The following is a 24,919-nucleotide window of genomic DNA, read 5'->3' as shown; positions in this document are numbered from 1 at the left end:
GGGAATCACCGACGGGTGCGCCGGGCCAAAGCGGTGGAGCTACGGTCATCCCTGCCGGATGGTGTACGCGAGTCGCGAGGGCCGCAATATGCCGTAGCGGGTTCGCGTCGCCACCTGCCAGCCGTGAGGTCCGGGATCGCCGTCGAGCGGGAGGGGCTCGTCGAGGGCGAGGCCTCGGTTGACACCGGTGTCGTCGATGGCCGAGAACCCCGTGGCGAAGGGGTGATCCGTGCCGAACAGCGCCGACGGCACGCCGTCCTGATCGACGATCGAGGTGGAGATCGCCGCAAGGTCCGGATGGGCGGAGGCTGCCTCCTTCAGCAATGGCCGCGCCTCCACGACTGCCCGCCCTTCCAGCACCGGCACGAACGAGTCGGGCCGCCATGCGGCGCCTCCCGCCGAGCAGTGGCGGAAGTACGCCATCCACTCCTCCGCCGTCTCCGGTTCGAAGTTGGGACCCGAGCCCACGAAGCCGGGTCGATCGCCCCGCATCAGCATCTGCTGCAGTTCGACGACGCCGAGGAGGTTGTCGGCGGAGTCTCGCCACGTCGCGCCGTTCTGACCGTCGAGGACGACCCAGCGCCCGAGGTCGTCCAGCCACGCCTCGGTGACCGCGTGGGCGGTGCCCATCCCCGCGTGGTAGTCCTCGCGGAACAGGTCCACGGGGCGGGCGGGGATGCCGATGGCGTTGAGGGCCTGGGTGAGCACGATGGTGTACTCCCGACACGCGAATCTGCCACCCGCTTGCACCAGGTCGAGGACCGCATTGGCGTCCCGCGCCGCAACGTGGTTCGTGCTGCTGTGCCGCCAGCGGCCGGTCACCCAGGCAAGCGTCGCCGATGCCGTCGCCCGTGCGGTCTCGGCAGGAGGCGGCATCCGGCTCGCCAGCACGGCTTCTCCGTCCGGATCGAGCCGGTCCAGCCCAAGCGGACCTATCGGGGCTGCGCACGGCCACTCGGTGATCTCGATCGGCGGTGGCGGCTCGTTGGCCTCCATCCGCGCACGCAGCTCGGGCCAGTCCGGCTCCGTCGCGAAACTGCCGGCGAACAGGTCGGCAACCGGGTTCAGGTCATGGAAGCCCGCATCGATGACCGAGACCAGCAGCTCACGGGCATCGTCCCGGCCCTCGTGGTAGGCGGCAACCGCACACACCGGCCCCCAGACCGACGTCCAGTACTCGGTGTCCCGCTCGAGCTGAGGACGCAGACGCAGCACATCGGCCCACCGCTCCACGCGGGCCAGGTCGACCGCCCGTGCTCGCAGCTGTTCGATCGGCTCCCCCACGACGTCCTCCGTCCTGAATCGGTCGAGCCAACGTAGCGAGGTTTGGACCCGGACTACGGGCCTCCCGAGCCGGCAGGGCGTGCATGTCCCCACCTGCTGCCATCCTGCCTGCGTGGGCTTGTCGGCCGAACATCTCCGTGCTGGGAGAGGTCCACGTGAACGGCGCCGAGGTCGGTCACCCCGACTGAACCGGCTGCCCGACGGCACCGAGGTGGACCTCACCGCGGATCAGTTCCGTCCGGACGAGGTGATGGTCGGTGGCCAGGTCGTCGAGCGCACCCGACGCACCTCGTCGTCACCGCGCGCAGTACGAGCTGCTGCGAGACAGGGTCCCGGGTGCATTGGGCCATGACCTCGGGCGAGGAGACGGCGGGCAGCGTCACGAGTCGGGCGTCGGAAGTCCGAAGTGCTCGCAGAGAAGTGCCACGTCGTGCCGGTCCACGTCTCGCGACGGGTAGCCGGTGTGGTTGCGCAGGGCGAACTCGGGGCGTTCGCAGCGGACCTCCGTTCCCGCGATCCGACCGCGTCCCGCAAGGTCCTCGGTGGTGAAGAGGAACGGAGCAGAGACGCTGCCGTAGTGGAGACGACCGTCCGCCAAGGTCTCGTACAGGTGCAGGTCCACCCGGCGCGAGCGGCCGTCATGCAGCACGAAGTTCCAGGGGCGGTCGCCGGGCCACGGGAAGATCCGATCGACGCCGTGATCCGCGAACGCCGCGAGGAGGCCCTCCGTGTGCGCTGCGTCCACCCAGATGTCGAGATCCGCGTGCTCCCGCGTCCGCCGGCCGACCAGCGCGTCCACGGCCCATCCCCCGCCGACGCAGACGTCGACCCCACGCTCGTCCAGCGCGGCGACCAGCGTCAGCGCCGCCTCTGCCGGCATGGCGTACTCGGTCATCTCAGCTCACCAGGAACGCCACGATCGCGACCACGCCGACCACGGCGATCACTCCCCTCAGCACGATCGGCGGAAGCCGGCGGCCGACGGTCGCGCCGATCTGGCCCCCGATCACGGACCCGACCGCGATCAGCACGGCCACCCGCCAGTCCACGTGCGCGACGATCACGAACACCACGGCCGCGATCGCGTTGACCAACAGCGCCAGGACGTTCTTGGTGGCGTTGTGCCGTTGCATGGTGTCGTCGACGCCGATGCCCAGGATCGCCATCAGCAGGACGCCCTGCGCGGCCCCGAAGTACCCGCCGTACACGCCCGCGCCGGCCACCGCCGGCCAGACCCAGCCCGCGCCGGTCTCGGGAAGCCCACCACGCCGCTCGGCTCGCCGTACGACGCGCTGCTGGATGCGCGGACCGAGCAGCACCAGCACGACACCGATCGCGATCAGCGCCGGGACGACCGCGTCGAACGCCCCCGACGGCAGGGCGAGCAGCAGGACGGCGCCGGCGATGCCGCCCAACAGCGACGCCGTGGCGAGTCGCAACAGGCGAGGCCGCTGCCCCTCGAGCTCGCGCCGGTAGCCCCAGGCGCCCGAGAGCGAGCCCGGCACCAGCCCGACCGTGTTGGAGACGTTCGCGGTCACCGGCGACACGCCGAACGCCAGGAGGGTCGGGAACGTGATCAGCGTTCCCGACCCCACCACGGTGTTGATGGTCCCGGCCGCCATCCCCGCGACGAGCACGGCAGCCATCTGCAGGAGGGTCACTGCGTGGGCGCGGTCCCCGGGTCGTCGTCACCGCCAGCGGTCGGCGGAAGAGGTGCGTCGGGTACGTCGTCCGCGCCGGCGGCCCCGGACGTCGGCCCGGACATCGGCTCAGATGTCGGGTCGGCCGTGGGTACGGCGCGGGCCCCGGGATTCGCGGCGTGCTCGGCCTCGGCGATCGCGTCCTCGACCGCCTTGTTCGCGCTGGACAGCTCGCGATCGGTCGCACTCCCGGCCGACGGCACCGCAGGTGCGGACGCACCCATGTCGACACGCTTGCGCGGCCCACCGGACTCCTTCGGGATCCCGGCGATCTCGTGGATCGACGAGCCCAGCCCCTCGAGCGCCTTGGTGATCTCGGAGGGGATGACCCACACCTTGTTCGCGTCGCCCTCGGCGATCTTCGGCATCATCTGGAGGTACTGGTAGGCCAGCAGCGACTGGTCCGGCTGCCCGTCGTGGATCGCCTGGAAGACAGTCTGGATGGCCTGCCCCTCACCCTGGGCCCGCAGGATCGCGGCCTCCCGGTCGGCCTGCGCCCTGAGGATCTGCGACTCGCGAGCGCCCTCGGCGGAGAGGATGGCCGACTGCTTCTCACCCTCGGCGGTGAGGATCGCCGACTGCCGCTGGCCCTCGGCGGACAGGATCGCCGCGCGCTTGTCGCGGTCGGCGCGCATCTGCTTCTCCATCGAGTCCTTGATCGACGGCGGGGGGTCGATGCCCTTGATCTCGACCCGGTTGACGCGGATGCCCCACTTGCCGGTGGCCTCGTCGAGCACGCCGCGCAGACCGGAGTTGATCGTCTCGCGGCTGGTCAGCGTCTCCTCGAGGTCCATGCCGCCGACGATGTTGCGCAGGGTGGTCATGGTCAGCTGCTCGACCGCCTGGATGTAGTTCGCGATCTCGTACGTCGCGGCGATCGGGTCGGTCACCTGGAAGTAGATGACGGTGTCGATGGAGACGGTCAGGTTGTCCTCGGTGATCACCGGCTGCGGCGGGAAGCTGACCACCTGCTCGCGCAGGTCGATCAGGTAGCGCACCTTGTCGACGAACGGCACGACCACGTTGAGGCCGGCCGGCAGTGTCTCCTTGTACTTGCCGAACCGTTCCACGATCCCGGCCCGGGCCTGCGGGATGATCCGCACCGTCCGGGCCAGGAGCACGATCACGAACAGGACGATGATCGCCACGACGATCCAGAGGGCGGTCACATGTGCTCCTTTGCTGTGGCAGAACCGGCAGATCCGGCCGGTGCCCGGTCGGGCTGGTCGGTCGAGCTCATAGGAGCTCCCCCACCGGATGGACGTACGCCGTGGCGCCGCGGATCGCAAAGACCTCGACGACCGCTCCCGGCGCGATGGTGAGCGTCTCGTCGTACGGCGCCGCCGACCAGACCTCGCCGCCGACCTTCACTCGCCCCGTCGTGTGCGCCGACAGCTGCTCGGTGACGACTCCCTGCTGACCGACCAGCTTGTTGTGACCGGTGATCAGCTCGGGGCCGGAGTGCAGGCGGCGGATGAGATTGGGGCGCACCAGGGCGAGCATCGCGGTGGCACCGCCGGCGGCGAGCAGCACCTGGAGCACGACCGGCAGCCCGGCCACCGCGACCAGCGCGCCCACCAGGGCGCCGACGGCGAGCATCAGCAGGATCAGGTCGAGGCTGAGCATCTCGGCCGCGCCGAGGGCGACCGCCAGGACCAGCCAGGCGGCCCAGAGATGATCCCCCAGCCACTCCACGCCTGAAGCCTATCCCGCGGACGACCGCAATCCGGGCTATCGGAAGGTCACAGGTCGGTACGACGACGAAGGCGCCGGCGCGCGGTCCAGCGCCCACCCTCGTAGGCGAGGACCAGCGGCATGTCGAACGTCTCGGTGAGGTGCTCCTCGGTGACCACGTCACGGATCCGGCCGGAGGCGACGACGCGGCCCGCGCGCAACAGCATCGCGTGGCTGAAGCCGGGTGGGATCTCCTCGACGTGGTGCGAGACCAGCACCGTCGCCGGCGAAGCCGGGTCGAGCGCCAGCACCGACAACGTGGAGACGAGGTCCTCGCGCCCTCCGAGGTCGAGCCCGGCGGCGGGCTCGTCGAGCAGCAGGAGCTCGGGGTCCGCCATCAGGGCACGGGCGATCTGCACGCGCTTGCGCTCCCCCTCGCTGAGCGTGCCGAAGGTGCGGTCGAGCAGGTGGTCAGCGCGCACCGACGCCAGCAGCTGGTGGGCGCGGTCGTGGTCGAGGTGGTCGTAGGACTCGCGCCAGCGCCCGACCACGGCGTACGACGCGCTGACGACGACGTCGCGGACCAGCTCGTCGCGCGGGATGCGCTCGGCCAGTGCCGCACTGGTCAGCCCGATCCGGGGGCGGAGCTCGAACACGTCCACCGTGCCGAGCACCTCGTCGAGGATCCCGGCGACCCCGTCGGTGGGGTGGATCTGCGCGGATGCGACCTGCAGCAGGGTGGTCTTCCCGGCGCCGTTGGGTCCCAGGACGACCCAGCGCTCCCCCTCGGCGACGCGCCACGAGATCTTGTCCAGCAGGGTCGCCGATCCCCGTCGCACGGTCACGTCGGCGAACTCGATCACCGCGACCATGCGCGCCACCCTATCCAGCGGTGCTGCGGTCTCCGGCGCGTAGGGTGACGGGCCGTGTCGCTCGTCCTCCCCCTCTCTGCGCGCCTCGCGTGGTGGGGCACGGCCTGGCTTCGTGGACGGGTCGTCACCGACCTCGCGCTCGACGCCGTGCTCCAGCAGGACGCGACCCACGTCGTGGCCGGACTCCGTGAGATCGAGGGCCCGGTCCCGCTCGCGAGAGCCCTCGCCGAGCTCCGGATCTCCGGCGTGCAGGGGTGCGGACTGGCGCTCCCCGAGCCCGGCGACCCGGTCGGGATCGGCGGCCCCTCCGAGCTGAACGCCGCCGCGCTCGAGGCCGGCGAGGCGGTGGTGGCCGGCTCCGTCGGACTCGTGCCGCGACGGGTGGGCGCCGCTGTCGAGTGGACGGCGTACGCCGCCGAGCCGCGCCAGCTCACCGACGTCGGTGAGTCCGATCGGGCGCTGCGCCGCGCGCTGCAGGAGTCGGCCTCGAGCCTGGCCGACCTCGACGTGGCGCGATGGCGTCCCGCGGCGGCCGACGCGCTGATGAACCTCCACCACCCGCCGTCCCTCGACCCCCCGCCCGGGACGCCGGGCCGATGTGTGGCGCTGGCCGGTCGGGCTCTGCAAGCCCGGGCGATCGTCGACCTCGCCCTCGAGGACGAGGGTGGTGCTCTCAGTGGTGCGGAGGTGGCGGCCCGGCGGGCCGCGCTCCGGCCCCTCGGCGCCGCCGCCCGCCGTGCCCTGGTCGCCGCCTGCTCCCCGGAGGTCTGGGCGCCGGACACCTGAGGCCCGATGAGTCGGCGCCTCGGTAGCCTCGAGTCGCCATGAGCGACCAGATGCCCGAGACGCTGCTGCTCACGATCTCCGGGAACGACCGGCCCGGGGTCACCTCGGCGATGTTCCGCACGCTCACCCGGGCCGGCGTCGAGGTGCTCGACATCGAGCAGATCGTGCTCCGGCGGCGGCTGATCCTCGGGATCCTGGTCACGGCCCCGCGCGACTGGAAGCGGCTGCGCGACGCCGTCGAGGCGACCGCCGCCGACCTCGGCATGCACATCGAGGTCGACCGCGGCATCGGCGACAACAAGGTCCGACGCGAGGGCCGGTCCCACGTCACCGTGATCGGTGCCCCGCTCAGGGCGGCGGCGATGGCCGCGGTGGCCGGCCGGATCGCCGACACCGGCGCCAACATCGACCGGATCGAGCGGATGGCCCGCTACCCGGTGACCGCGATCGACCTCCACGTCTCAGGCGCGCACCCCGACCGGCTCCGGGCGATGCTCAGCATCGAAGCCGCCACGCAGGGCGTCGACATCGCGGTCCAGCCGTCGAGCCTGCTACGCCGCGCGATGCGGCTGATCGTGATGGACGTCGACTCCACGCTCATCCAGGGCGAGGTGATCGAGCTGCTGGCCGACCACAGCGGTCACCGGACCGAGGTCGCAGCGGTCACCGAGAGCGCGATGCGCGGCGAGATCGACTTCGAGCAGTCATTGCGCGACCGGGTCGCCCTCCTCGAGGGCGTCCCGGCCTCGGCCCTCGACGAGGTGTACGACGCGCTGGTCCTGGCCCCGGGCGCCCGCACGCTGGTGCGCATCCTGCGCCGGCTGGGCTACCGCTTCGCCCTCGTCTCGGGGGGCTTCAGCCAGATCACCGACCGGCTGGCCGAGGACCTGGGCATCCACTATGCGCGGGCCAACGAGCTCGAGATCGTCGACGGCGTCCTCACCGGCCGCATCGTCGGGGAGGTCGTCGACCGGGCGGGCAAGGCGTCGGCCCTGCGCTACTTCGCCGAGCAGGTCGGCGTACCCGTGGAGTCGGTGGTCGCCATCGGTGACGGCGCCAACGACCTCGACATGCTCGAGATCGCCGGCCTCGGCATCGCCTACAACGCCAAGGCCCTGGTCCAGCAGGCCGCCGACACCACGGTCAACGTCCCGTACCTCGACGCGATCATGTACCTCCTCGGCATCAGCCGCGAGGAGATCGAGGCCCTGGACCTCGAGCACGGCGTGGTCACCCCTGCCCCGCCATTGGGATAGTACGGATCAATAGGCCGCTTCCCGCGCCCGTCCGACCGGCCTCCTGATCCGCACTATCCGGAAGCCCGGCCCACGTGGAACGCGACGAGCCGGGCGGAGGCCAGGTCGAGGTCGGACCAGGAGCCGGTGACCTCGAAGACCGCCAGGGCGCCGGTCGGGAAGCCGGTGGCCATCTCGCGCCCCGCCTCCTCGTCACCGCCGCCGTCGTCGAGGAGCTGGGCGAGGTAGGCGATGGTCGGGTTGTGCCCGACCACGACGAGGACCGAGACGGAGTCGTCGGTCTCGCGCACCAGGTCCAGTGCCGTCTCGGGCGCGGCGCTGTACAGGCTGTCGGAGTACGCCGCCGCCTCCGGGAAGGACCCGCCCTCGGCGACCGCCGCCCAGGTCGACGCCGTACGCCGCGCCGACGACACCAGGGCGGAGTCCGGGGTGATCCCGCGACCGGCCAACCAGCGGCCCGCGTCCAGGGCGTCGTTCCATCCCCGCTGCGACAGCTCGCGCAAGGCGTCCGTCTCGCCACCCGGTTCGGCCTTCGCATGGCGCATCAGGACGAGCAGATGCCTTCCCCGCTCGGACTGCTCCCTCACACCGGCACTCTGGCACCGGCTAGCCTTCCCTGTCATGCCGGAGGACACGCCCGGGCCGCTGATGATCATCGGCGGCGCCGAGGACAAGCTCCGCAAGCGCGCGATCCTCACCGACTTCGTCGTCGCGAGTGGTGGGCCGGACGCCCGGATCGTGGTGATCCCGACCGCTTCCAGCATCGGCGACGAGGTCGTCGAGCTGTACGACGTGCTGTTCCGGCGGCTCGGCGCCGCCGCCGTCGCCGCCTGCCGCCCCGAGACCCGCGAGGAGGCGCACGACCCGGACCTGGTGAAGCCGGTCGACGAGGCGACCGGGGTCTTCATGACCGGCGGCAACCAGCTCAAGCTGTCCGCCATCATCTGTGGCACCCCGGTCGGCGACGCGGTGGTTCGCGCTCACCAGCGAGGAGCGGTCGTCGCCGGGACCTCGGCGGGCGCCAGCATCCAGTCCTCCCACATGGTGGCGTTCGGGCGGGGTGGGGCGACCCCGAAGCAGCGGATGACCCAGGTGGCGGCCGGTCTCGGCCTGCTCGGCACCACCGTGATCGACCAGCACTTCGACCAGCGCAACCGGTACGGGCGGCTGCTGATGATCGTCGCCCAGTCGCCCCAGCTGCTCGGGATCGGCGTCGACGAGGACACCTGCGCCACGGTCACCCTCGAAGAGGGTCACGAGGTGCTGCGGGTGTCCGGCCGGGGCGCGGTCACGATCCTGGATCCGGCCCGGCTGGTCACGAACTCCTACGAGGCGAAGCGGTCCTCGCCCTTGCTGGCCAGCGGGATCGTGCTCCACGTGCTGCCGGCGGGCGCGGCGTTCGACCTGACCGAGCGCTGCCTCCTCCCGACGGCGTCCCAGGTCTCGATGCAGGACGCGGCCGAGATCGCGGAGGCACAGGCCGACCTGCGGCAGATGGCCCGCGACATCGCGGCCGGGGACGTCGGCCCGTCGTACCTCCGCAGACACCTGGCCCGCACCCGAGGCTCCCGCCAGACTGGCGCCCACGCGGAGCAGGGCCAGCAGGCCCACGAGGAGCAGGACGGAGACACCCGGTGACCGAGCGCCCGACCCCCGACCTCCAGATCGTCGAGACCCGCGTCTACCGCGGCCCCAACGTGTGGTCCTACGACAAGGCGATCCACCTCGTGGTCGACCTCGGCGCGCTGGAGCAGTACCCGACCGACAAGCTCCCCGGCTTCACCGAGCACCTGCTCGAGGCACTGCCCGGACTCAACCAGCACTCCTGCTCGCGCGGACGCAGGGGCGGCTTCGTCGAGCGGCTGCACGAGGGCACCTGGCTCGGACACGTCACCGAGCACTGCGCCCTTGCGCTCCAGCAGGTCGTCGGCCACGACATCCGCCGTGGCAAGACCCGCGGCGTGAAGGGCGAACCGGGCCGGTACAACGTGATCTTCGGGTACATCGACGAGAACGTCGGGCTCGCGGCGGCCCGTCTCGCCGCCCGGCTGGTCAACCACCTCGTGCAGGCCGACCCGGAGTTCGACTGGGAGAGCGAGCTCGAGGCCTTCATCCTCCGCGCCGAGCGCACGGCGTTCGGGCCCTCCACGCAGGCTCTCGTCGACGAGGCCGTGAGCCGGGACATCCCCTGGATCCGGCTCAACCAGTACTCCCTGGTGCAGCTCGGACAGGGAGTGCATGCGAAGCGCATCCGGGCCACGATGACGTCGGCGACCAGCTCGATCGCGGTCGACGTCGCCTCCGACAAGGACCTCACCACCAAGCTCCTCGGCGCGGCCGGGCTGCCGGTGCCCAAGCAGGAGTCGGTGCGCAGCGCCGACGCGGCGGTCGCGGCCGCCCGCCGGATCGGGTTCCCGGTCGTCGTGAAGCCGCTCGACGGCAACCACGGCCGAGGCGTGTGCCTCGACCTGCGGAACGACGACGACGTGCGCGAGGCGTTCCCGGTCGCCCAGGAGCAGTCACGCCGCGGCACCTGCATCGTCGAGTCGTTCGTCGTCGGCCGGGACTACCGCTGCCTGATCATCGACGGCCGGATGGCCGCGATCGCCGAGCGCGTCCCCGCGTCCGTCACCGGCGACGGGAGGGCGAGCGTCCGCGAGCTGGTCGACCTCACGAACGCCGATCCCCGGCGCGGGGTGGGGCACGAGAAGGTGCTGACGCGCATCAAGGTCGACGCCGCGGCGGAGGAGGTGCTCGCAGGGCAGGGCCACAGCCTCGACTCCGTCCCGGCCGAGGGCGAGACCGTGAAGCTCGCCCTCACCGGCAACATGTCGACCGGCGGCATCTCGATCGACCGGACCTTCGAGGCACATCCGGAGAACGTCGAGATCGCCGAGGAGGCGGCCCGGATGATCGGGCTCGACATCGCCGGCATCGACTTCATCTGCCCCGACATCACCGAGCCGGTGCGCGAAACCGGCGGCGCGATCTGCGAGGTGAACGCCGCCCCCGGATTCCGGATGCACACCCACCCGACCATCGGCGAGCCGCAGTTCATCGCCAAGCCGGTGATCGACATGCTGTTCCCGCCCGGCGCCCCCTCGCGCATCCCGATCGTCGCCGTCACGGGCACCAACGGGAAGACCACGACGTCGCGGATGATCAGCCACATCTTCAAGGGCATGGGCCGCAAGGTCGGGATGACGTCGACCGACGGTGTGGTCATCGACGAGCGGCTGCTGATCCGGGCCGACGCGTCGGGGCCGCGCAGCGCACGGATGGTGCTGCAGAACCCGCGCGTCGACTTCGCGGTCTTCGAGGTCGCCCGGGGCGGCATCCTGCGGGAAGGTCTCGGCTACGAGCGGAACGACGTCGCCGTCGTCCTCAACGTCCAGCCCGACCACCTCGGGATGCGCGGCATCGACACCGTCGAGCAGCTGGCCGATGTGAAGGCCGTCGTCGTGGAGGCAGTGCCGCGTGACGGGCACGCCGTACTCAACGCCGACGACCCGCTGGTGCGGGAGATGCGGCGCCGGTGCTCCGGCCAGGTCGTGTGGTTCTCCATGGACGAGCCCGGCTCCGAGGTCCGGGAGATGATCGAGGCCCACTGCCGCCGCGGCGGCAAGGCTCTGGTGCTCAACCCGTCCGATCGCGGAGAGATGATCGTGGTCAAGCACGGCCGGCGCGAGATGCAGCTGGCCTGGACCCACCTCCTGCCCGCGACGTTCAACGGCCGGGCCCGGATGAACGTGCAGAACTCGCTGGCCGCGGCCGCCGCGGCGTTCGCGGCCGGGGCGCCGCTGCACGACATCCGGCAGGGGTTGCGCACGTTCTCGACCAACTACTACCTCTCCCCCGGCCGGCTCAACGAGGTCGAGGTCAACGGCATCCACGTGCTCGTCGACTACTGCCACAACGCCCCCGGCATGCGGATGCTCGGCGACTTCGTCGACCGGGTGGGCGAGTCTCTCTCGACGACGGCCGAGCTGGGCAAGCTCTCGCGGATCGGCGTCATCGCAACCGCCGGTGACCGACGCGACGAGGACATGCGGGAGCTCGGCGCCGTCGCCGCCCAGCACTTCGATGTGGTCATCGTGCGCGAGGACGACGCCCTCCGCCGCCGCGAGCGCGGCGAGACCTCCGCCCTGGTCGCGCAGGGTGTGCAGAAGGCGATGTCGGAGGGTGCCCGCTGCAAGCAGGTCGAGGTCGTGCTGGAGGAGATCGCGGCGGTGCGCCACGCCCTGTCCCGCGCGAACCCGGGCGACCTCGTGGTGATCTGTGTCGACCAGCACGGTCGCGTGATGAGCGAGCTGGAGAACTGGTCGAACCGGGCCCAGGCCGGTTCCGGCGAGAACCCCGACGCCCCGGCGGCCGACCCCGACTACACGCCGGCGCCGGAGCCCGCGCTGCCGTAGACCTCGGCGGAAGCCGTGGTCTCGACTTCGCTCGACCATCGAAGAACCCTCGCTCGGCCACCGGAGGAGGCTCAGCTGTCGACGCCCGTCGCCTCGTGCGAGGCGCCGACCGGCTTGCTCTGCGACGACCCGCGGTGCCGCAGGAAGACCGCCAGCACGGCCATGGTGCCGACCGCGAGCATCTCCGACTGCCAGTTCTGCAGGGTGCGCGACCAGAAGTCGGCGTTCCCCAGGTACGACGGCCAGCTCACCGGGTCCTGGAGGTTCCGCAGCCGGTCCTCGTCGTACGACGCCCATCCGGCGACGGACTGCGCCGCCCAGGAGAGCACGAAGAACAGGCCCATCATCCAGGCGAGCGAGTGGGAGTACCACCACAGCGTCCAGCCGCCCTGCCGTGCCGGTCGCGGCGAGTCGTCACCCGCGTACTGGCGCACCTGTTGGTCCTCGTCGGACTCCGGGCCGACCTCCTCCGGCTTCTTGGACTCGGGTGAGCCCCGCTGGACCAGCCACACGGTGGCCATGAGGTACACCCAGAACTGCAGGAACTCGCTCTGCCAGTTCTCGGTGACGTCCACGGCGAAGTCCGTCGATACGACGTAGCGCCACCAGCTGAGCTGCCCCAGGCCGTCGGTGGCCTGCTGGGAGTTCAGGGCGTGCCAGCCCGCGAACGACTGCGCGACCAGACAGGCCAGGAACAGCCCGGCGAAGAAGAGCCCGAGCCCGTTGTCCCGGACGGTGGTCCTGATGCGGCGTTCGCTCACAAGCGGCTCGCTCCCGCGTAGAGGAACCAGGCGAGTCCGCCGAGGATGCACACGACGTACAGCGCGAACAGGACGACTTGGGAGCGCATGTCAGCCTGCCTCCACGGTGCAGTCGTAGTGGTCGGCCGTCCGCTGTGACGCCGGCGGCATGGAGCACCCGGCTGCCAGCACGCGCCACCCCTCGTCGTACCGCGTCAGGAAGGTGACCTCCGTGCCCCAGGTGACCTGGGCCATCGTGCCGTACACCTTGACCTTCTCGACGCGGCTCGGAGGATGGAGTCCAGCGGCCATGATCGCGTCGGGGCACGGCTTCTTCTCCGTCTGCTCGACCGAGGAGCGGGTGGGCGGAGCGAGCAGGGCACACGCGCCGGAGCCGTGCTCGGCGGAGATGGCGTCGTAGAACTGCGAGGCGACGCTCTGGACGTCATCGGCGCGGTTGCTGGCGCAGCCTGACGCCATCGCCAGCACGACGACGCAGGCTCCGCCCACGATGCCGCTTCGGAGGCCGTGCCGGGTCACTGGACCCCCGTACCCCTCCGCGCACCCGTCACTCGGAGCGAACTGCGCCCCCCAGCCGGTTCATGGCGTCGGGGATCTCGTCGGCGCCGATGCCACCGAAGCCGATCGCCAGTCCGGGGCGGGGCGGCCGGTCGCGATGGTGGCCGGACAGCGCCTCGACGCGTACGCCGCGCCGGGCCGCACGACGTACGACGTCCCGGTCGTCGACGGTCTCGTCGCGGAAGCGGGCGCACACGTGCAGACCGGCCACCGACGGCATCACCGTGAGTACGTCGTGCAGCTCGGCCAGCGCGGTGAGGACGAGGTCACGCCGCTCGCGATAGACCCGGGTCGCCCGGCGGACGTGGGCGGCGTGGTGACCTTCGGCGAGGAACTCCGCCAGCGCGCCCTGGGTGGTGAGGTCGCCCTCCCAGGTGGTGACCCGCTTCGCCTCCCGTAGCGCAGGCAGCAGGGAGCGCGGCGGGACGACGAAGCCGATCCGCAGGGCCGGGAGGAGCGACTTGGAGAAAGTGCCGACGTACACGACCCTGCCGTCGCGGTCGAGACTCTGTAGCGGCTCGACCGGCTGCCGGGAGTATCGGTACTCGCTGTCGTAGTCGTCCTCGACGACGACCGCGTCGTGGTCCACCGCCCATCGCAACAGGGCCGTCCGCCGCGCCAGCGACATCGGGACCCCGGTCGGGAACTGGTGCGACGGCGTGACGTAGACGAGCCGCGCGTCGGCGGGCAGGGCGTCGACGACCAGTCCCTCGTCGTCGACCGGGACGCCGCGGAGCACTGCGCGATGCGTCTCGAGGAGACGATGCACGGCGGCGTACCCGGGATCCTCGACCGCCACCACCGTGCGCGGTGCCACCAGCACCCGCGCCACCAGGTCGATCGCCTGCTGCGCTCCCGCGGTGACGACCACGTCGTCGGCGGAGGCGACGACGGAGCGGGCCAGGCCGAGCAGCCGGGCGATCTCATGCTGCAACCGGAACGAGCCGCGCCCGCCGTACGTCGCCTCCTCCATGCGCGAGCGCCGGAGCTGCGCCGACACCAGCCGGCGCCACACCTCGAGCGGGAAGAGCGCCGGATCAGGGAGTCCGATCGACAGGTCGTGGAGGCGGCGGTCGCGGGGTGCCCACGCCCCCGGCTCCGTCTCCCACAGTGGAAGCGGGCGGACCGCCCCGACGCGGGCGCGGCGTCGCCGGGTGCCGGCGGAGGCCTCGAGAGCGACGTCGGCGACGTAGGTGCCGGCCCCCGGCCGGGCCTCCAGGAAGCCCTCGGCGGTGAGCCGGTCGTACGCCGCCGTGACCGTGCCTCGTGCCACCCCGAGCTGGCGCGCGAGGTCGCGAGTGGCCGGGACCCGGTCGCCACCGGCGAGCCGGCCGTCGAGCACGGCCTCGCGCAGGGCGTGGTAGATCCGGACGACCCTGGTGTCGGAGTCGCCCGGAGTCTCGAGGGTGACGTGGAGGTCCACCCAGGCACTCAGTCGGCCAGCGCCGGCTCCCAGGCCCGGGAGGCGACCGCGAGCCCGTTCCAGGCGTTGATCGTGACGATCAGGGCCAGCAGGGCTCCCACCTCGTCGGACGACCAGTGAGCCGCGACCGCGTCGTACTCCTCGGCCGGGACGTGGGTGTCGGCGACGCGGGTGACGACCTCGGCGAACCGGAGGGCCGCGCGCTCTCGCTCGGTGAAGAACGGCGACTCGTTCCACACGGCGATGGCGTTGATGCGCTGGGCCGACTCGCCGGCGGACGCGGCGTCCCGGCCGTGCAGGTCGACGCAGTAGGCGCAGCCGTTGATCTGCGAGGCGAGCAGACGGACGAGGTCGCGGAGGCCGCGCGGGAACCCGACCCGGTCGAGCTCACGGGTTGCGGTGGCGTCGAGGTGGGCCATCGCCTTGCTGAAGGACGGGACGGCGGCGTCCACGTCGAGGCGGGTCGGGATCTGGTGGCGGGGGTCGCTCCGGGTGGTGATCATGACTCCACCTTAGGCGTGATCTGGACCAGTGGGATGAGCCAGTTCTGTCCTCTCCAACTGGTCCACTTCAACGTCGGATCCTGAGGACCCGGGCGTCAGCCGGCGGCCTGTTGCGGAAGGCGGCTCGCGGCACGCGGAGGCCCGGCTCGAGCCGGTCGCCGTACCGCCTGAGCAGCCCACGGGCGAGGCCCTCCGAGACCACGAGATCGGCCGACCGCAGCGTCCGGACGCCGAGCAGGCGGCGGACCAGTGCGTTGATGCCGGCGTACGGCGGATTCGCGACCACCCGGAACGCGTGGCCCGGCCAGCGGAACTCCGTCAGATCCAGCTCGAGCACCGCGACCCGTCTCCCCTCGAAGTCACGGCGTAGCTCACGCGCCCTTGTCGGGTGGAGCTCCACGGCGAGGACGCGGCAGCCGGCCCGGAGGAGGGGTCGGGTCAGTGCACCGTCGCCGGCTCCGAGGTCGACCACGACGTCTCCGGGCCGGACGGGCGAGGCTGCCACCAGGCGATCGGCCCACTCAGGTGTGAGCGGGTGCCACCCCCAACGCCGTGCGGCCCGCTGCGACGGCGCCGCGCCCACGGCGGACCATCACCATGTACGTGACCATGACGCCGACCCTAGGCAACCGGGACGCGCGCCGCACGAACTTTTTCGCCGAGACGCTGCGGGCTGTCGCCGGTGCCGCCGTGGTCGGTGATCCACGCGTACACCTCCTCCCGCTCGGCGTGGCACATCAGTCCGACGACGTCCCCGGGCCCAGCCTGCTCGACCAGGGCGGCGAGGCAGGCGACCTCGGTCGGGTACGCCGCGACGTCGGTGGCTCCGACCCGTTCGGCGCCCTCGCGGAGGAGTCGCTCGAGCTCCGCCTTGGTCCGGCCGCGCAGGTAGCGCTGCTTGTGACCGATCGCGACCACGTCCGCACCCATCGCGCCGATCTCACCCAGGCGTCCGATCAGGTCGTCGGTCCGGTCACCGACCGCGCCGAGTCCCAGGAGCAGGCGGGCGCCCGGGCGGCGTACGCCGTTCATGATCTCGAGCAGCGCCTCGAGGCCCGCCTCGTTGTGGGCGAGGTCGATCACGACCGATGCCTCGCCGTCCGTGACCGGGACGGTGAAGAAGTTCATCCGGCCCGGGTTGTGCTCGGGGTCGGGTCGGAACGAGCGCATTCCGTCGACCACCGTCTCTCGCGGGACGCCGAGCGCCAGTGCTGCCGAGGCTGCCGCGAGGGTGTTCTCGACGTTGAACCGCGAGAGGCCGGCCAGGGTCATCGGCACATCGGCCAGCTGCACCAGCGGGTCGGGGTCGGCCCGGGCCCGCAGCACCGAGACCCACCCGTCGATGACCGTGGTCGCCCGGCCGCCGGCGTCGAGCGTCTCGCGGATGGCCGGCGAGTTCGGGTCGCGGGAGAAGACCCACGGACGGGCCTTGACCACGTTCCGCATGGCATAGACCCGCGGGTCGTCGCCGTTCAGCACCGCCCAGCCGCGGCGTCGGGTGATCCGGGGGACGACGGCCTTGACCTCGGCGAGCTGGTCGAGGGTGTCGATGCCCTGCAGGCCGAGGTGGTCGGCGCTGACGTTGGTCACCACCGACACGTCGTTCCGGGTCAGCCCGATGCCCTTGAGGAGGATGCCGCCGCGCGCCGTCTCGGTGACCGCCAGCTGTACGCCCGGCAGCGCGAGCGCCCTGCCCGCCCCGCTCGGTCCGGAGTAGTCGCCGGCCTCGACCTGCTCGCCGTCGAGGTAGATGCCGTCGGTGTTGGACCAGCCGACCACCGTCCCGTCCGTGCGGGCGATGTGCGCGATCATCCGGCTGGTGGTGGTCTTGCCGTTGGTGCCGGTCACGGCGACGACCGGGATCTGGGGCGTGATCGTGTGGGGGGGCTCGCCCGGGGGCGAAGCGGTCACGCGCTCGGCCGCGTGCCCGACCGCCTGCTCGACGTCCTCGCCGGGGACGGAGTCGAGCACGTCGGCGACCGCGCGCCCCATCTCCTGCGCGCGGTCACGGTGTCGCCAGGGATAGGAGACCACGATCAGGTGCGCGTCATTGGTTGGCCGCACGCGGACGGCGAGCCGCTGGGTACCCGACTCGTGGGCGATGGCCCGGACCAGCCGCGCGACCGCGCGCAGCGCGAACCGCTGCCGGAAGCCGGTGTCCGGCTCCCCCGGCCGCGCGCCGTCCAGGCCGATCCGCCGCGCGAGCCGCTCGACGGTCTGCGTCGGCGCCGAGGCCAGCCCGGTGATGTCGAGGGTGAGCTTGATGGCGGCGCGGGGGAAGTAGAGGTTCGGGCCCTCGAGGACCCGGAGCTCGACGAGCGACGTCACGCGGGAAAGGTACCGAAGTGCTGCCTCCCCCCAGGCCCGCGCGTCGCGGGTCGGCGACGGGCGGTGAGCTGGGATCGGTCCGACCGACCCGAACGGGTCCGGACTCACCGCCGCCCGCAACAGTCCGGCACCGACCGCAGTCAGCGGTGAGCTGGGACCGTTCCGACCGACCCGAACGGGTCCGGACTCACCGCCCGGGCAGCGACTCCCGAGGCGTCAGGCGCCCATGGCGTGGTAGCCGCCGTCGACGTGCACGATCTCGCCGGTGGTCTTGGGGAAGAAGTCGCTGAGCAGGGCCACGACGGTGCGGGCCGTGGGCTCGAGGTCGTCGAGGTCCCAGCCGAGCGGAGCACGCTTGACCCACTCGTCCTCGAAGAGCTCGAAGCCCGGGATCGCCTTCGCGGCGAGGGTCTTCAGAGCACCGGCGCTGACCAGGTTGCAGCGGATGCCCATCGGCCCGAGGTCACGGGCCAGGTAGCGGTTGCACGACTCGAGCGCCCCCTTGGCGAAGCCCATCCAGTCGTATCCGGGCCACGCGACGGAGGCGTCGAAGGTCATGCCGACGATGCTGCCTCCGGGACCCATCAGCGGCAGGCAGGCGGTGGTCAGCGCCTTGAAGGAGTACGCCGAGACCTGCACGGCCTGCGCGACGTCGTCCCAGGGCCCGGTCATGAACTTGCCGCCCAGCAGCGTCTCCGGGTTGCCATAGGCGATCGAGTGCAGAACGCCGTCCAGCCCGTCGACGTGCTCCCGCACGGCGTCGGCGAGGCCGTCGAGATGCTCCTGGTTCGTGACGTCGAGCTCCAGCACGGGTGGCTCCGTCGGGAGCCGCTTGGCGATCCGCCGGGTGATGCCCAGCGCGCGCCCGAAGTTGGAGATCAGCACGGTGGCACCCTGTTCCTGCGCCACCTTCGCGGTCGCGAACCCGATGGAGGTGTCCAGGGTCACCCCCGCGACCAGGATCCGCTTGCCCTCGAGGATGCCCATCCGTTGCTCCCTTTCGTCCTTCGTGTACGTCGTGATCTCGGCCAGGCCCGTCCGACGAGCCGGTCAGTGGCCCATGCCCAGGCCGCCGTCGACCGGGATCACGGCGCCGGACACGTAGGCGCCACCGGATGACGCCAGCCAGATCACGGCCGAGGCGACCTCGTCGACGGTCCCGTAGCGCTGGAGCGGGACCTGGCCCATGATCCCGGCCTTCTGGTCGTCGGTGAGCACCGCCGTCATGTCGGTCTCGATGAAGCCGGGCGCCACGACGTTCGCCGTGATCGACCGGGAGCCGAGCTCACGCGTCAACGACCGGGCGATGCCGACGAGGCCGGCCTTCGACGCGGCGTAGTTGACCTGCCCGGCCTGCCCCGTCAGACCGACCACCGAAGAGATCAGGATGATCCGCCCGCGCCGCAGCCGCAGCATGCCCTTCGCGGCCCGCTTGGTGAGACGGAACGTGCCGGTGAGGTTGGTCTCGATGACCGAGCCCCAGTCGTCCTCCGACATCCGCAGCAGCAGGGTGTCGGCGGTGATGCCGGCGTTCGCGACCAGCACCTCGACCGGGCCGTGCGCGGCCTCGGCGTCGACGAACGCCTGCTCGACGGCGGCTGCGTCGGTCACGTCGCAGGTCAGGTGCAGGGCCCCCTCGGGGCCACCCCCTGAGCGGGACGTGACCGCGACCTGGTCACCGAGCGCCAGGAACGCGTCGGCGATCGCGCGCCCGATGCCGCGGTTGCCTCCGGTGACCAGGACAGATCGGGGCTCGCTCACGGCGCCGACGCTAGCGTCATTCGTCCTCGAGCCGGAAACCGATCTTCATCCCGACCTGGAAGTGCTCGACGTCCCCGTCCTTGATCTGGCCGCGGACCTGCGTCACCTCGAACCAGTCCACATGTCGAAGGGTCGCGCTGGCCCGTCGTACGGCGTTGCGGATGGCCTCGTCGATGCCGTCCGGGGAGGTTCCGACGATCTCGGTCACGCGGTAGGTGCGGTTGCTCATGGATGCGGACTCTACGACCCGATGGGCCCGACCTAGGGTGGAGACATGGCGCGCCCGAAGCGCCGGGAACCACCCCCGGTGCGCATCACGACGGCGTCAGCCGGCGCCGGCGCGGACATCGCCTCGCGCCAGAAGCGGTACGTGATCACGATGGGCATCCGCACGCTCTGCTTCCTCGTCGTCGCCGGGCTGGCGATCTCGCACCTGGGTCCGGGGTGGCTGCCGTGGATCTTCGTGATCGGTGCGGTGGCCCTGCCGTACGTCGCCGTGGTGATGGCGAACGCCGCCAGCACGAAATCGGACGGTTTCGAGCTGCGGGACGGTTCATCGCAGGACAGGCAGCTGCCACCGGGCACGGATTCCGAATGATCTGGCGGCGGTTCGGGGTTGGTTGTCCCCGCCGTCCGTGCAACAATCGCCGACGTGTCCGTCGGGTTCCCCGAGCCGACGCGCACCGACGAGTGCCGGAAAGCTTCCCCCGTGGCTGTCTGGCACTCGTCGTCATTTGTGGCGTCGCTTCGACCGAGCTTGCTCGGCCGAAGATGAAGGCGACAGGTCGAGGAGCGTCGGCTGGCCCGCGACGAAGGAGGGGGACAGCGACGCGTCTCGAGACCTGGTGAGGTACCTGACCGAGTGGTCTCGACCGGCTCGACCACCGGACCTGGCTGAATTCGAGACGCGTCGCCCATCATCGAGCAAGCTCGGGTGTGGGCCGAGCGCTCCTCGATCCTTCGCTTCTCCTACTCCTTCGCGGGCTCAGGAGTAGCGCTCACCCTCCGATCGCGGACATCGGACGGTCGGGCTGCAGGAACGTCGGGTCGTTGATCCCGTGACCCGGCAGCTTGGTGGCCATCGCGGCGACCCAGCGGTCGGCGAGCTCGTCGTCGCTCGCGCCGGCGCGCATCGCGGCACGGAGGTCTGACTCCTCACGGGCGAACAGACAGTTGCGGACCTGCCCGTCGGCGGTCAGGCGCACCCGGTCGCAGTCGCCGCAGAACGGCCGTGTCACCGAGGCGATCACGCCGACCGTGGCCGGGCCGCCGTCGACGAGGAACAGCTCCGCGGGGGCGCTCCCGCGCGGCTCGCGCGCGGGGGTCAGCGTGAACCTCTGGGCGAGCTTGGCGAAGATCTCCTCCGCGGTGACCATCTGCTCGCGGTGCCAGTCGTGCTGGGCATCGAGCGGCATCTGCTCGATGAAGCGAAGCTCGTACTCGTGCTCGACCGCCCAGGCGAGCAGGTCGCATGCGTCGTCGTCGTTGACCCCGCGCAGCAGGACGGCGTTGATCTTGACCGGCGTGAGGCCGGCGTTGTGGGCGGCCTTGGCGCCGCGCAGCACGTCGTCCAGCCGGTCTCGCCGGGTGATCGTGTGGAACCGTTCGGGGTCGAGGGTGTCGAGGCTGATGTTGACCCGGTCGAGGCCGGCCTGGGCCAGGGCCTGGGCGTTGCGCTCCAGGCCGAGCGCGTTGGTGGTGACCGAGAGCTCGAGGTCGTCGCCGAGTGCACGGGTACGCCGGACGATGTCGACCAGGCCGCGACGGATCAGCGGCTCGCCTCCGGTGAACCGGACCTCGCGGATGCCCAGACGGCGTACGCCGATCGTGATCAGCCGGACGACCTCGTCATCGGTGAGCACCTCCGGATGGGGCAGCCAGTCCAGCCCCTCGGCGGGCATGCAGTAGGAGCAGCGCAGGTTGCACCGGTCGGTCAGCGAGACCCGGAGGTCGGTCGCCACGCGGCCGTACGCGTCGGCCAGCGGTCGCTGCATGCTCACCCTGCTGAGTCTACGGGTCGGCACCCCCGCGCTCCGAGCGTGTCATGGTGCGGCCGATAGCCTCGAACGGTGCCGCCCCGAGCCCGCAGCCTGCGTTTCCTGGTCAGCCGGCGCTGGCTCGTGCTCCTGCTCACCGTTCTGCTCTTCGGCTACGCCTGCCTCCTGCTCGGCCGCTGGCAGTGGCACCGGCTGGAGAGCAAGAAGGCGAGCAACCAGATCATCCGGACCAACCAGAAGGGGGCCCCCAGGCCCGTCGACCAGGTGCTGCGGCACGGTGTGGACCCGCCGTCGAGCGAGCAGTACGCCGTGGTCTCGGCGACGGGCCGGTACGACGCCTCGAAGACCGTGATCGTCCGCTACCAGACCCACGACGGGAACGCCGGCGCCGACGTCGTCGTCCCGCTGGTCACCTCGTCGGGGACGGCTCTCCTGGTCGACCGGGGCTGGTTCGCGACGTCCAACAGCGGCGCCACCGACGCCTCGCAGGTCCCGGCGCCGCCGTCCGGCCAGGTGACGGTCACCGGCTGGGTGCGCCAGGATGCCGGCGGCAGCGCGGCCGACGTTGTCGACGCGTCCACGAGGGCGATCTCCAGCTCTCGGATCGAGACCGCGATCGGGATCCCGGTGTACGGCGGCTTCGTGCAGGTGCTGACCGAGTCGCCGAAGCCGGCCACTCCGCTGGCGAAGCCCGACCCGCCCGACCTCAGCAACGGACCGCACTTCTTCTACGCGCTGCAGTGGTGGTTCTTCGGGATACTCGGTCTGTTCGGCTACGGCTACCTGGCCTGGGAGGAGGTGACCGGACGCGCCGAGCTGCGGCGGACCCAGCAGCCCACGAGGCGACGGCCCTCAGAGGGCCCGGAGGATGCCCCCGTCGACGGGGAGCATGGCGCCGCTGACGTAGGACGCGGCGGGACTCAGCAGGAACGCAGCGGCACGGCCGAACTCTGACGGCTCGCCGTCGCGCCGGAGCGGGATCCCTTCGGCGGCCGAGGCCTTCGCAGCAGCCGGGTCACCCTGGAGCGCGTCCAGCTCGGCGACCCGCTCGGTGGCGACGCGTCCCGGGAGCAGGCCGTTCACGCGGATCCCGCGCGGGCCGAGCTCGTCGGCCAGCTGCTTGGCGACCATCGCGAGCCCGGGCCGGAAACCGTTGGAGATCGCCAGCTCGGTCAGCGGTGCCCTGACACTGGTCGACAGGACGAACGCGATCGAGCCGCCCGGCTCGAGCTCGGCCGCGATCTCACGCGCAAGGCGCACACCCCCGAGGAACACCGACCCGAAAGCCGCGGTCCACTGCTCATCGGTCGTGGAGCTCACCGAGCCTGTCGGCGGACCTCCGACGCTGATCAGGGCGCCGTCGAGGCGTCCCCAGGTCTCCCGCGCCTTCGCAATCAGGCGCGAGGGCAGGTCGGGCTCGGCGTTGTCGCCCACGACGTACGCCGCGTCGTCGCCGAGGTCGCGGACGGCGGCCGCGAGCGTCGACTCGGTGCGTCCCGACAGCACTACCCGGGCCCCCTCAGCCACCAGCACCTCGGCCGTCGCCCGCCCGAGGCCCCGCGCGCCCCCGGTGACGATGTACACGCGGTCGGCCAGTCCGAGGTCCACGGGTCGAACCTACGGCACACCGGCGAGCGTCAGTGGACCCCGAGGCAGACCCGATGGCCCGCGGCCGCGACGGTACGGCGCAATCCGGACGCTCTGGATCCGGAAGGGGTCAGACCACGATCTGGGTCGGCTCGTCGCGGCCCAGGAACTGGGTGCGGTAGAGGTCGGCGTACAGACCACCCTGGGCGAGCAGCTGGGCGTGGCTGCCCCGCTGGACGATCCGGCCGGACTCGAGCACCAGGATCAGGTCGGCGTCGCGGACGGTCGAGAGCCGGTGGGCGATCACCAGCGAGGTGCGGCCGGACAGGGCGGCGTCGAGGGCACGCTGCACCGCGACCTCGGACTCGCTGTCGAGGTGGGCGGTGGCCTCGTCGAGGACCACGATCGAGGGGGCCTTGAGGAGCAGCCGGGCGATCGCGAGCCGCTGCCGTTCGCCGCCGGAGAGCCGGTAGCCGCGGTCGCCGACCACGGTCTCGAGCCCGTCGGGCAGGGCACTCACCAGCCGGGCGATCTGTGCCGCCTCCAGCGCGGCCCAGATCTCCTCGTCGGTGGCGGCGGGCCGGGCGTAGAGGAGGTTCGCGCGGATCGTGTCGTGGAACATGTGGGCGTCCTGGGTCACGTAGCCCACGGCGTCCTCGAGCGACTGCAGCGTCACGTCGCGGACGTCGTGGCTGCCGACCCGGACGGTGCCCGAGGACGCGTCGTACAGGCGTGCCACGAGGTGGGTGACCGTCGTCTTGCCGGCTCCGGAGGGCCCGACGAGCGCGATCATCTGACCGGGCTCGGCCTGGAAGGACAGGTGGTGCAGGACCTCGCCGGTGTCGCGCGACTCGGTGCGGGCGACGTTCTCCAGTGAGGCCAGCGAGATCTCGTCGGCCCGCGGGTAGGTGAAGGAGACGTCGTCGAACCCCAGCGACGACGCGGTGCGCGGCAGCTCGACGGCGCCGGGCTTCTCCTGGATCAGCGAGGGCAGGTCGAGCACCTCGAAGACCCGGTCGAAGCTGACCAGCGCTGTCATCACGTCGACCCGCACGTTGGACAGCCCCTGGAGCGGACCGAGCAGGCGCAGCAGCAGGGTGCCGAGCGCGATCAGGGTGCCGACGGAGAGGTTCCCCTGGACCGCGAGGTAGCCCCCGACGCCGTACACGAGAGCGGTCGCCAGGGACGGCACCAGCGTCATCGCGGCGAAGAAGACCCGGGTCAGCAGTGAGATGCGCACACCGAGGTCTCGGACGGTCGCGGCCTTCTCCGCGAAACGGGCGTCCTCGGTCTCGCGGTGACCGAACAGCTTGAGCAGCATCGCGCCACCGACGTTGAACCGCTCGGTCATCGCGGTGCCCATGTCGGCGTTGCCGTCCATGCGGCTGCGGGTCAGCACCGCCATCCGACCGCTCACCCACCGCGACGTCAGCAGCAGGAGCGGGAAGAGCAGGAGGCACAGCACCGTCACCTGCCAGCTCAGGGCCAGCATGGTGACGCCCACGACGACGACCGAGACGACGTTGGAGACCGTGCCGGACAGGGTGGAGGTGAACGCGCTCTGGGCGCCGATCACATCGGAGTTGAGTCGGCTGACGAGTGCTCCGGTCTGGGTGCGGGTGAAGAACGCGAGCGACTGCCGCTGCACGTGCCCGAACACCTTGGTCCTGAGGTCGTAGATCAGGCCCTCGCCGATACGGCTGGACAGGTAGCCGGTGAACACGCCGAGGAGGGCATCGGCGATGGCGGCGGCCGCGATGCCGACCGCGAGCCAGGCCACGACGGACAGGTCGTGGGCGAGGATGCCGCGGTCGATCAGTCGCTGCATGAGCAGCGGCGGCACGATCACCAGGCCGGCGTCGACCACGGTGCCGACCAGGAAGACCCCGATCAGCTTGCGGTGGGGCTTGGAGAAGCCGATCACGCGGCGCAGGGTGCGGCGCTCGATCTTGTTCTCGAGGATGCCCCGGTCGGAGTGCAGCGTGCGCCAGGCCGACGCACCCATCATGGACAT

Annotated in this window: 25 protein-coding genes; 6 read left to right on the top strand and 19 right to left on the bottom strand. The window is 71.5% G+C overall.

Going from position 1 to position 24,919, the window contains the following annotated elements:
• Positions 1 to 45: 45 nt before the first annotated feature.
• The 6 genes from VGK78_RS08040 to VGK78_RS08015 all read right to left on the bottom strand — a co-directional run bounded on the left by VGK78_RS08040 (position 46) and on the right by VGK78_RS08015 (position 5,530).
• On the bottom strand, positions 46 to 1,284 hold the full coding sequence (locus tag VGK78_RS08040; RefSeq protein WP_331527072.1) for a transglutaminase-like domain-containing protein: 1,239 nt from the start codon (positions 1,282 to 1,284) through the stop codon (positions 46 to 48).
• A gap of 379 nt (positions 1,285 to 1,663) precedes the next feature.
• Complete coding sequence (locus tag VGK78_RS08035; RefSeq protein WP_331527071.1) at positions 1,664 to 2,179, bottom strand: nucleotidyltransferase domain-containing protein; 516 nt, start codon at positions 2,177 to 2,179, stop codon at positions 1,664 to 1,666.
• Position 2,180: 1 nt separating this feature from the next.
• Positions 2,181 to 2,930, bottom strand: coding sequence for a sulfite exporter TauE/SafE family protein (locus tag VGK78_RS08030; protein ID WP_414690651.1), 750 nt, complete (start codon positions 2,928 to 2,930; stop codon positions 2,181 to 2,183).
• Positions 2,931 to 2,941: 11 nt separating this feature from the next.
• Entirely contained in the window at positions 2,942 to 4,153 is a 1,212-nt protein-coding gene (locus tag VGK78_RS08025) for an SPFH domain-containing protein (RefSeq protein ID WP_331527069.1), read from the bottom strand.
• A gap of 67 nt (positions 4,154 to 4,220) precedes the next feature.
• Entirely contained in the window at positions 4,221 to 4,679 is a 459-nt protein-coding gene (locus tag VGK78_RS08020; protein WP_331527068.1) for an NfeD family protein, read from the bottom strand.
• A 47-nt stretch (positions 4,680 to 4,726) separates the two neighbouring features.
• Entirely contained in the window at positions 4,727 to 5,530 is an 804-nt protein-coding gene (locus VGK78_RS08015) for an ABC transporter ATP-binding protein (RefSeq protein WP_331527067.1), read from the bottom strand.
• A 54-nt stretch (positions 5,531 to 5,584) separates the two neighbouring features.
• Here VGK78_RS08015 and VGK78_RS08010 point away from each other — a divergent pair, with 54 nt between their 5' ends.
• Positions 5,585 to 6,316: a hypothetical protein gene (locus VGK78_RS08010; protein WP_331527066.1), complete on the top strand. Its 732-nt coding sequence runs from the start codon at positions 5,585 to 5,587 to the stop codon at positions 6,314 to 6,316.
• 38 nt (positions 6,317 to 6,354) lie between these two features.
• A complete protein-coding gene (serB, locus tag VGK78_RS08005; protein WP_331527065.1) occupies positions 6,355 to 7,572 on the top strand; it encodes a phosphoserine phosphatase SerB in 1,218 nt (405 codons plus the stop codon).
• A gap of 53 nt (positions 7,573 to 7,625) precedes the next feature.
• Here the strand turns inward: serB and VGK78_RS08000 are convergent, their stop codons facing one another.
• A complete protein-coding gene (locus tag VGK78_RS08000) occupies positions 7,626 to 8,159 on the bottom strand; it encodes a histidine phosphatase family protein (protein ID WP_331527064.1) in 534 nt (177 codons plus the stop codon).
• Positions 8,160 to 8,193: 34 nt separating this feature from the next.
• Here VGK78_RS08000 and VGK78_RS07995 point away from each other — a divergent pair, with 34 nt between their 5' ends.
• On the top strand, positions 8,194 to 9,210 hold the full coding sequence (locus VGK78_RS07995) for a cyanophycinase (protein ID WP_331527063.1): 1,017 nt from the start codon (positions 8,194 to 8,196) through the stop codon (positions 9,208 to 9,210).
• On the top strand, positions 9,207 to 11,987 hold the full coding sequence (gene cphA, locus VGK78_RS07990) for a cyanophycin synthetase (RefSeq protein ID WP_331527062.1): 2,781 nt from the start codon (positions 9,207 to 9,209) through the stop codon (positions 11,985 to 11,987). Before VGK78_RS07995 ends, cphA begins: the two co-directional genes overlap by 4 nt.
• Before the next feature lie 71 nt (positions 11,988 to 12,058).
• Here cphA and VGK78_RS07985 read toward each other — a convergent pair whose 3' ends face one another.
• The 9 genes from VGK78_RS07985 to VGK78_RS07945 all read right to left on the bottom strand — a co-directional run bounded on the left by VGK78_RS07985 (position 12,059) and on the right by VGK78_RS07945 (position 19,550).
• Positions 12,059 to 12,748: a DUF6766 family protein gene (locus tag VGK78_RS07985; RefSeq protein ID WP_331527061.1), complete on the bottom strand. Its 690-nt coding sequence runs from the start codon at positions 12,746 to 12,748 to the stop codon at positions 12,059 to 12,061.
• 90 nt (positions 12,749 to 12,838) lie between these two features.
• Positions 12,839 to 13,267, bottom strand: coding sequence for a hypothetical protein (locus VGK78_RS07980; RefSeq protein ID WP_331527060.1), 429 nt, complete (start codon positions 13,265 to 13,267; stop codon positions 12,839 to 12,841).
• Between the two features lie 28 nt (positions 13,268 to 13,295).
• On the bottom strand, positions 13,296 to 14,729 hold the full coding sequence (locus VGK78_RS07975) for a PLP-dependent aminotransferase family protein (protein ID WP_331527058.1): 1,434 nt from the start codon (positions 14,727 to 14,729) through the stop codon (positions 13,296 to 13,298).
• A gap of 8 nt (positions 14,730 to 14,737) precedes the next feature.
• Positions 14,738 to 15,232 (bottom strand): carboxymuconolactone decarboxylase family protein, encoded by a 495-nt coding sequence (locus VGK78_RS07970; protein WP_331527057.1) that lies wholly within the window; start codon positions 15,230 to 15,232, stop codon positions 14,738 to 14,740.
• Between the two features lie 67 nt (positions 15,233 to 15,299).
• A complete protein-coding gene (locus VGK78_RS07965) occupies positions 15,300 to 15,815 on the bottom strand; it encodes an rRNA adenine N-6-methyltransferase family protein (RefSeq protein WP_414690649.1) in 516 nt (171 codons plus the stop codon).
• Between the two features lie 38 nt (positions 15,816 to 15,853).
• Positions 15,854 to 17,560 carry a Mur ligase family protein gene (locus VGK78_RS07960; protein ID WP_331527055.1) on the bottom strand — a complete coding sequence of 569 codons (1,707 nt, stop codon included), beginning with the start codon at positions 17,558 to 17,560 and terminating at the stop codon, positions 15,854 to 15,856.
• A 216-nt stretch (positions 17,561 to 17,776) separates the two neighbouring features.
• Positions 17,777 to 18,547, bottom strand: a complete 771-nt coding sequence (fabI, locus tag VGK78_RS07955; RefSeq protein ID WP_331527054.1) for an enoyl-ACP reductase FabI — start codon at positions 18,545 to 18,547, stop codon at positions 17,777 to 17,779.
• Between the two features lie 63 nt (positions 18,548 to 18,610).
• Complete coding sequence (fabG, locus tag VGK78_RS07950; RefSeq protein WP_331527053.1) at positions 18,611 to 19,321, bottom strand: 3-oxoacyl-ACP reductase FabG; 711 nt, start codon at positions 19,319 to 19,321, stop codon at positions 18,611 to 18,613.
• A gap of 16 nt (positions 19,322 to 19,337) precedes the next feature.
• Entirely contained in the window at positions 19,338 to 19,550 is a 213-nt protein-coding gene (locus VGK78_RS07945; protein WP_331527052.1) for a dodecin, read from the bottom strand.
• A 45-nt stretch (positions 19,551 to 19,595) separates the two neighbouring features.
• On the opposite strand from VGK78_RS07945, the gene VGK78_RS07940 reads away from it, so the two are divergent.
• Positions 19,596 to 19,919, top strand: a complete 324-nt coding sequence (locus VGK78_RS07940) for a DUF3099 domain-containing protein (RefSeq protein WP_331527051.1) — start codon at positions 19,596 to 19,598, stop codon at positions 19,917 to 19,919.
• Positions 19,920 to 20,319: 400 nt separating this feature from the next.
• Here VGK78_RS07940 and moaA read toward each other — a convergent pair whose 3' ends face one another.
• Positions 20,320 to 21,315: a GTP 3',8-cyclase MoaA gene (gene moaA, locus VGK78_RS07935; RefSeq protein ID WP_331527125.1), complete on the bottom strand. Its 996-nt coding sequence runs from the start codon at positions 21,313 to 21,315 to the stop codon at positions 20,320 to 20,322.
• A 75-nt stretch (positions 21,316 to 21,390) separates the two neighbouring features.
• Here moaA and VGK78_RS07930 point away from each other — a divergent pair, with 75 nt between their 5' ends.
• Positions 21,391 to 22,272 (top strand): SURF1 family protein, encoded by an 882-nt coding sequence (locus tag VGK78_RS07930; RefSeq protein WP_331527050.1) that lies wholly within the window; start codon positions 21,391 to 21,393, stop codon positions 22,270 to 22,272.
• On the opposite strand, the gene VGK78_RS07925 is transcribed toward VGK78_RS07930, so the two are convergent.
• Together VGK78_RS07925 and VGK78_RS07920 are read right to left on the bottom strand one after the other, a co-directional pair.
• Positions 22,171 to 22,926, bottom strand: coding sequence for an SDR family oxidoreductase (locus VGK78_RS07925; RefSeq protein ID WP_331527049.1), 756 nt, complete (start codon positions 22,924 to 22,926; stop codon positions 22,171 to 22,173). The two genes, VGK78_RS07930 and VGK78_RS07925, sit on opposite strands and share 102 nt — an antisense overlap.
• Before the next feature lie 109 nt (positions 22,927 to 23,035).
• Positions 23,036 to 24,919 (bottom strand): ABC transporter ATP-binding protein, encoded by a 1,884-nt coding sequence (locus VGK78_RS07920; protein WP_331527048.1) that lies wholly within the window; start codon positions 24,917 to 24,919, stop codon positions 23,036 to 23,038.

It is taken from the genome of Nocardioides sp. (genome assembly GCF_036503465.1).
Classification (GTDB): domain Bacteria; phylum Actinomycetota; class Actinomycetes; order Propionibacteriales; family Nocardioidaceae; genus Nocardioides.
This window is presented reverse-complemented; position numbering and strand designations above follow the sequence as displayed.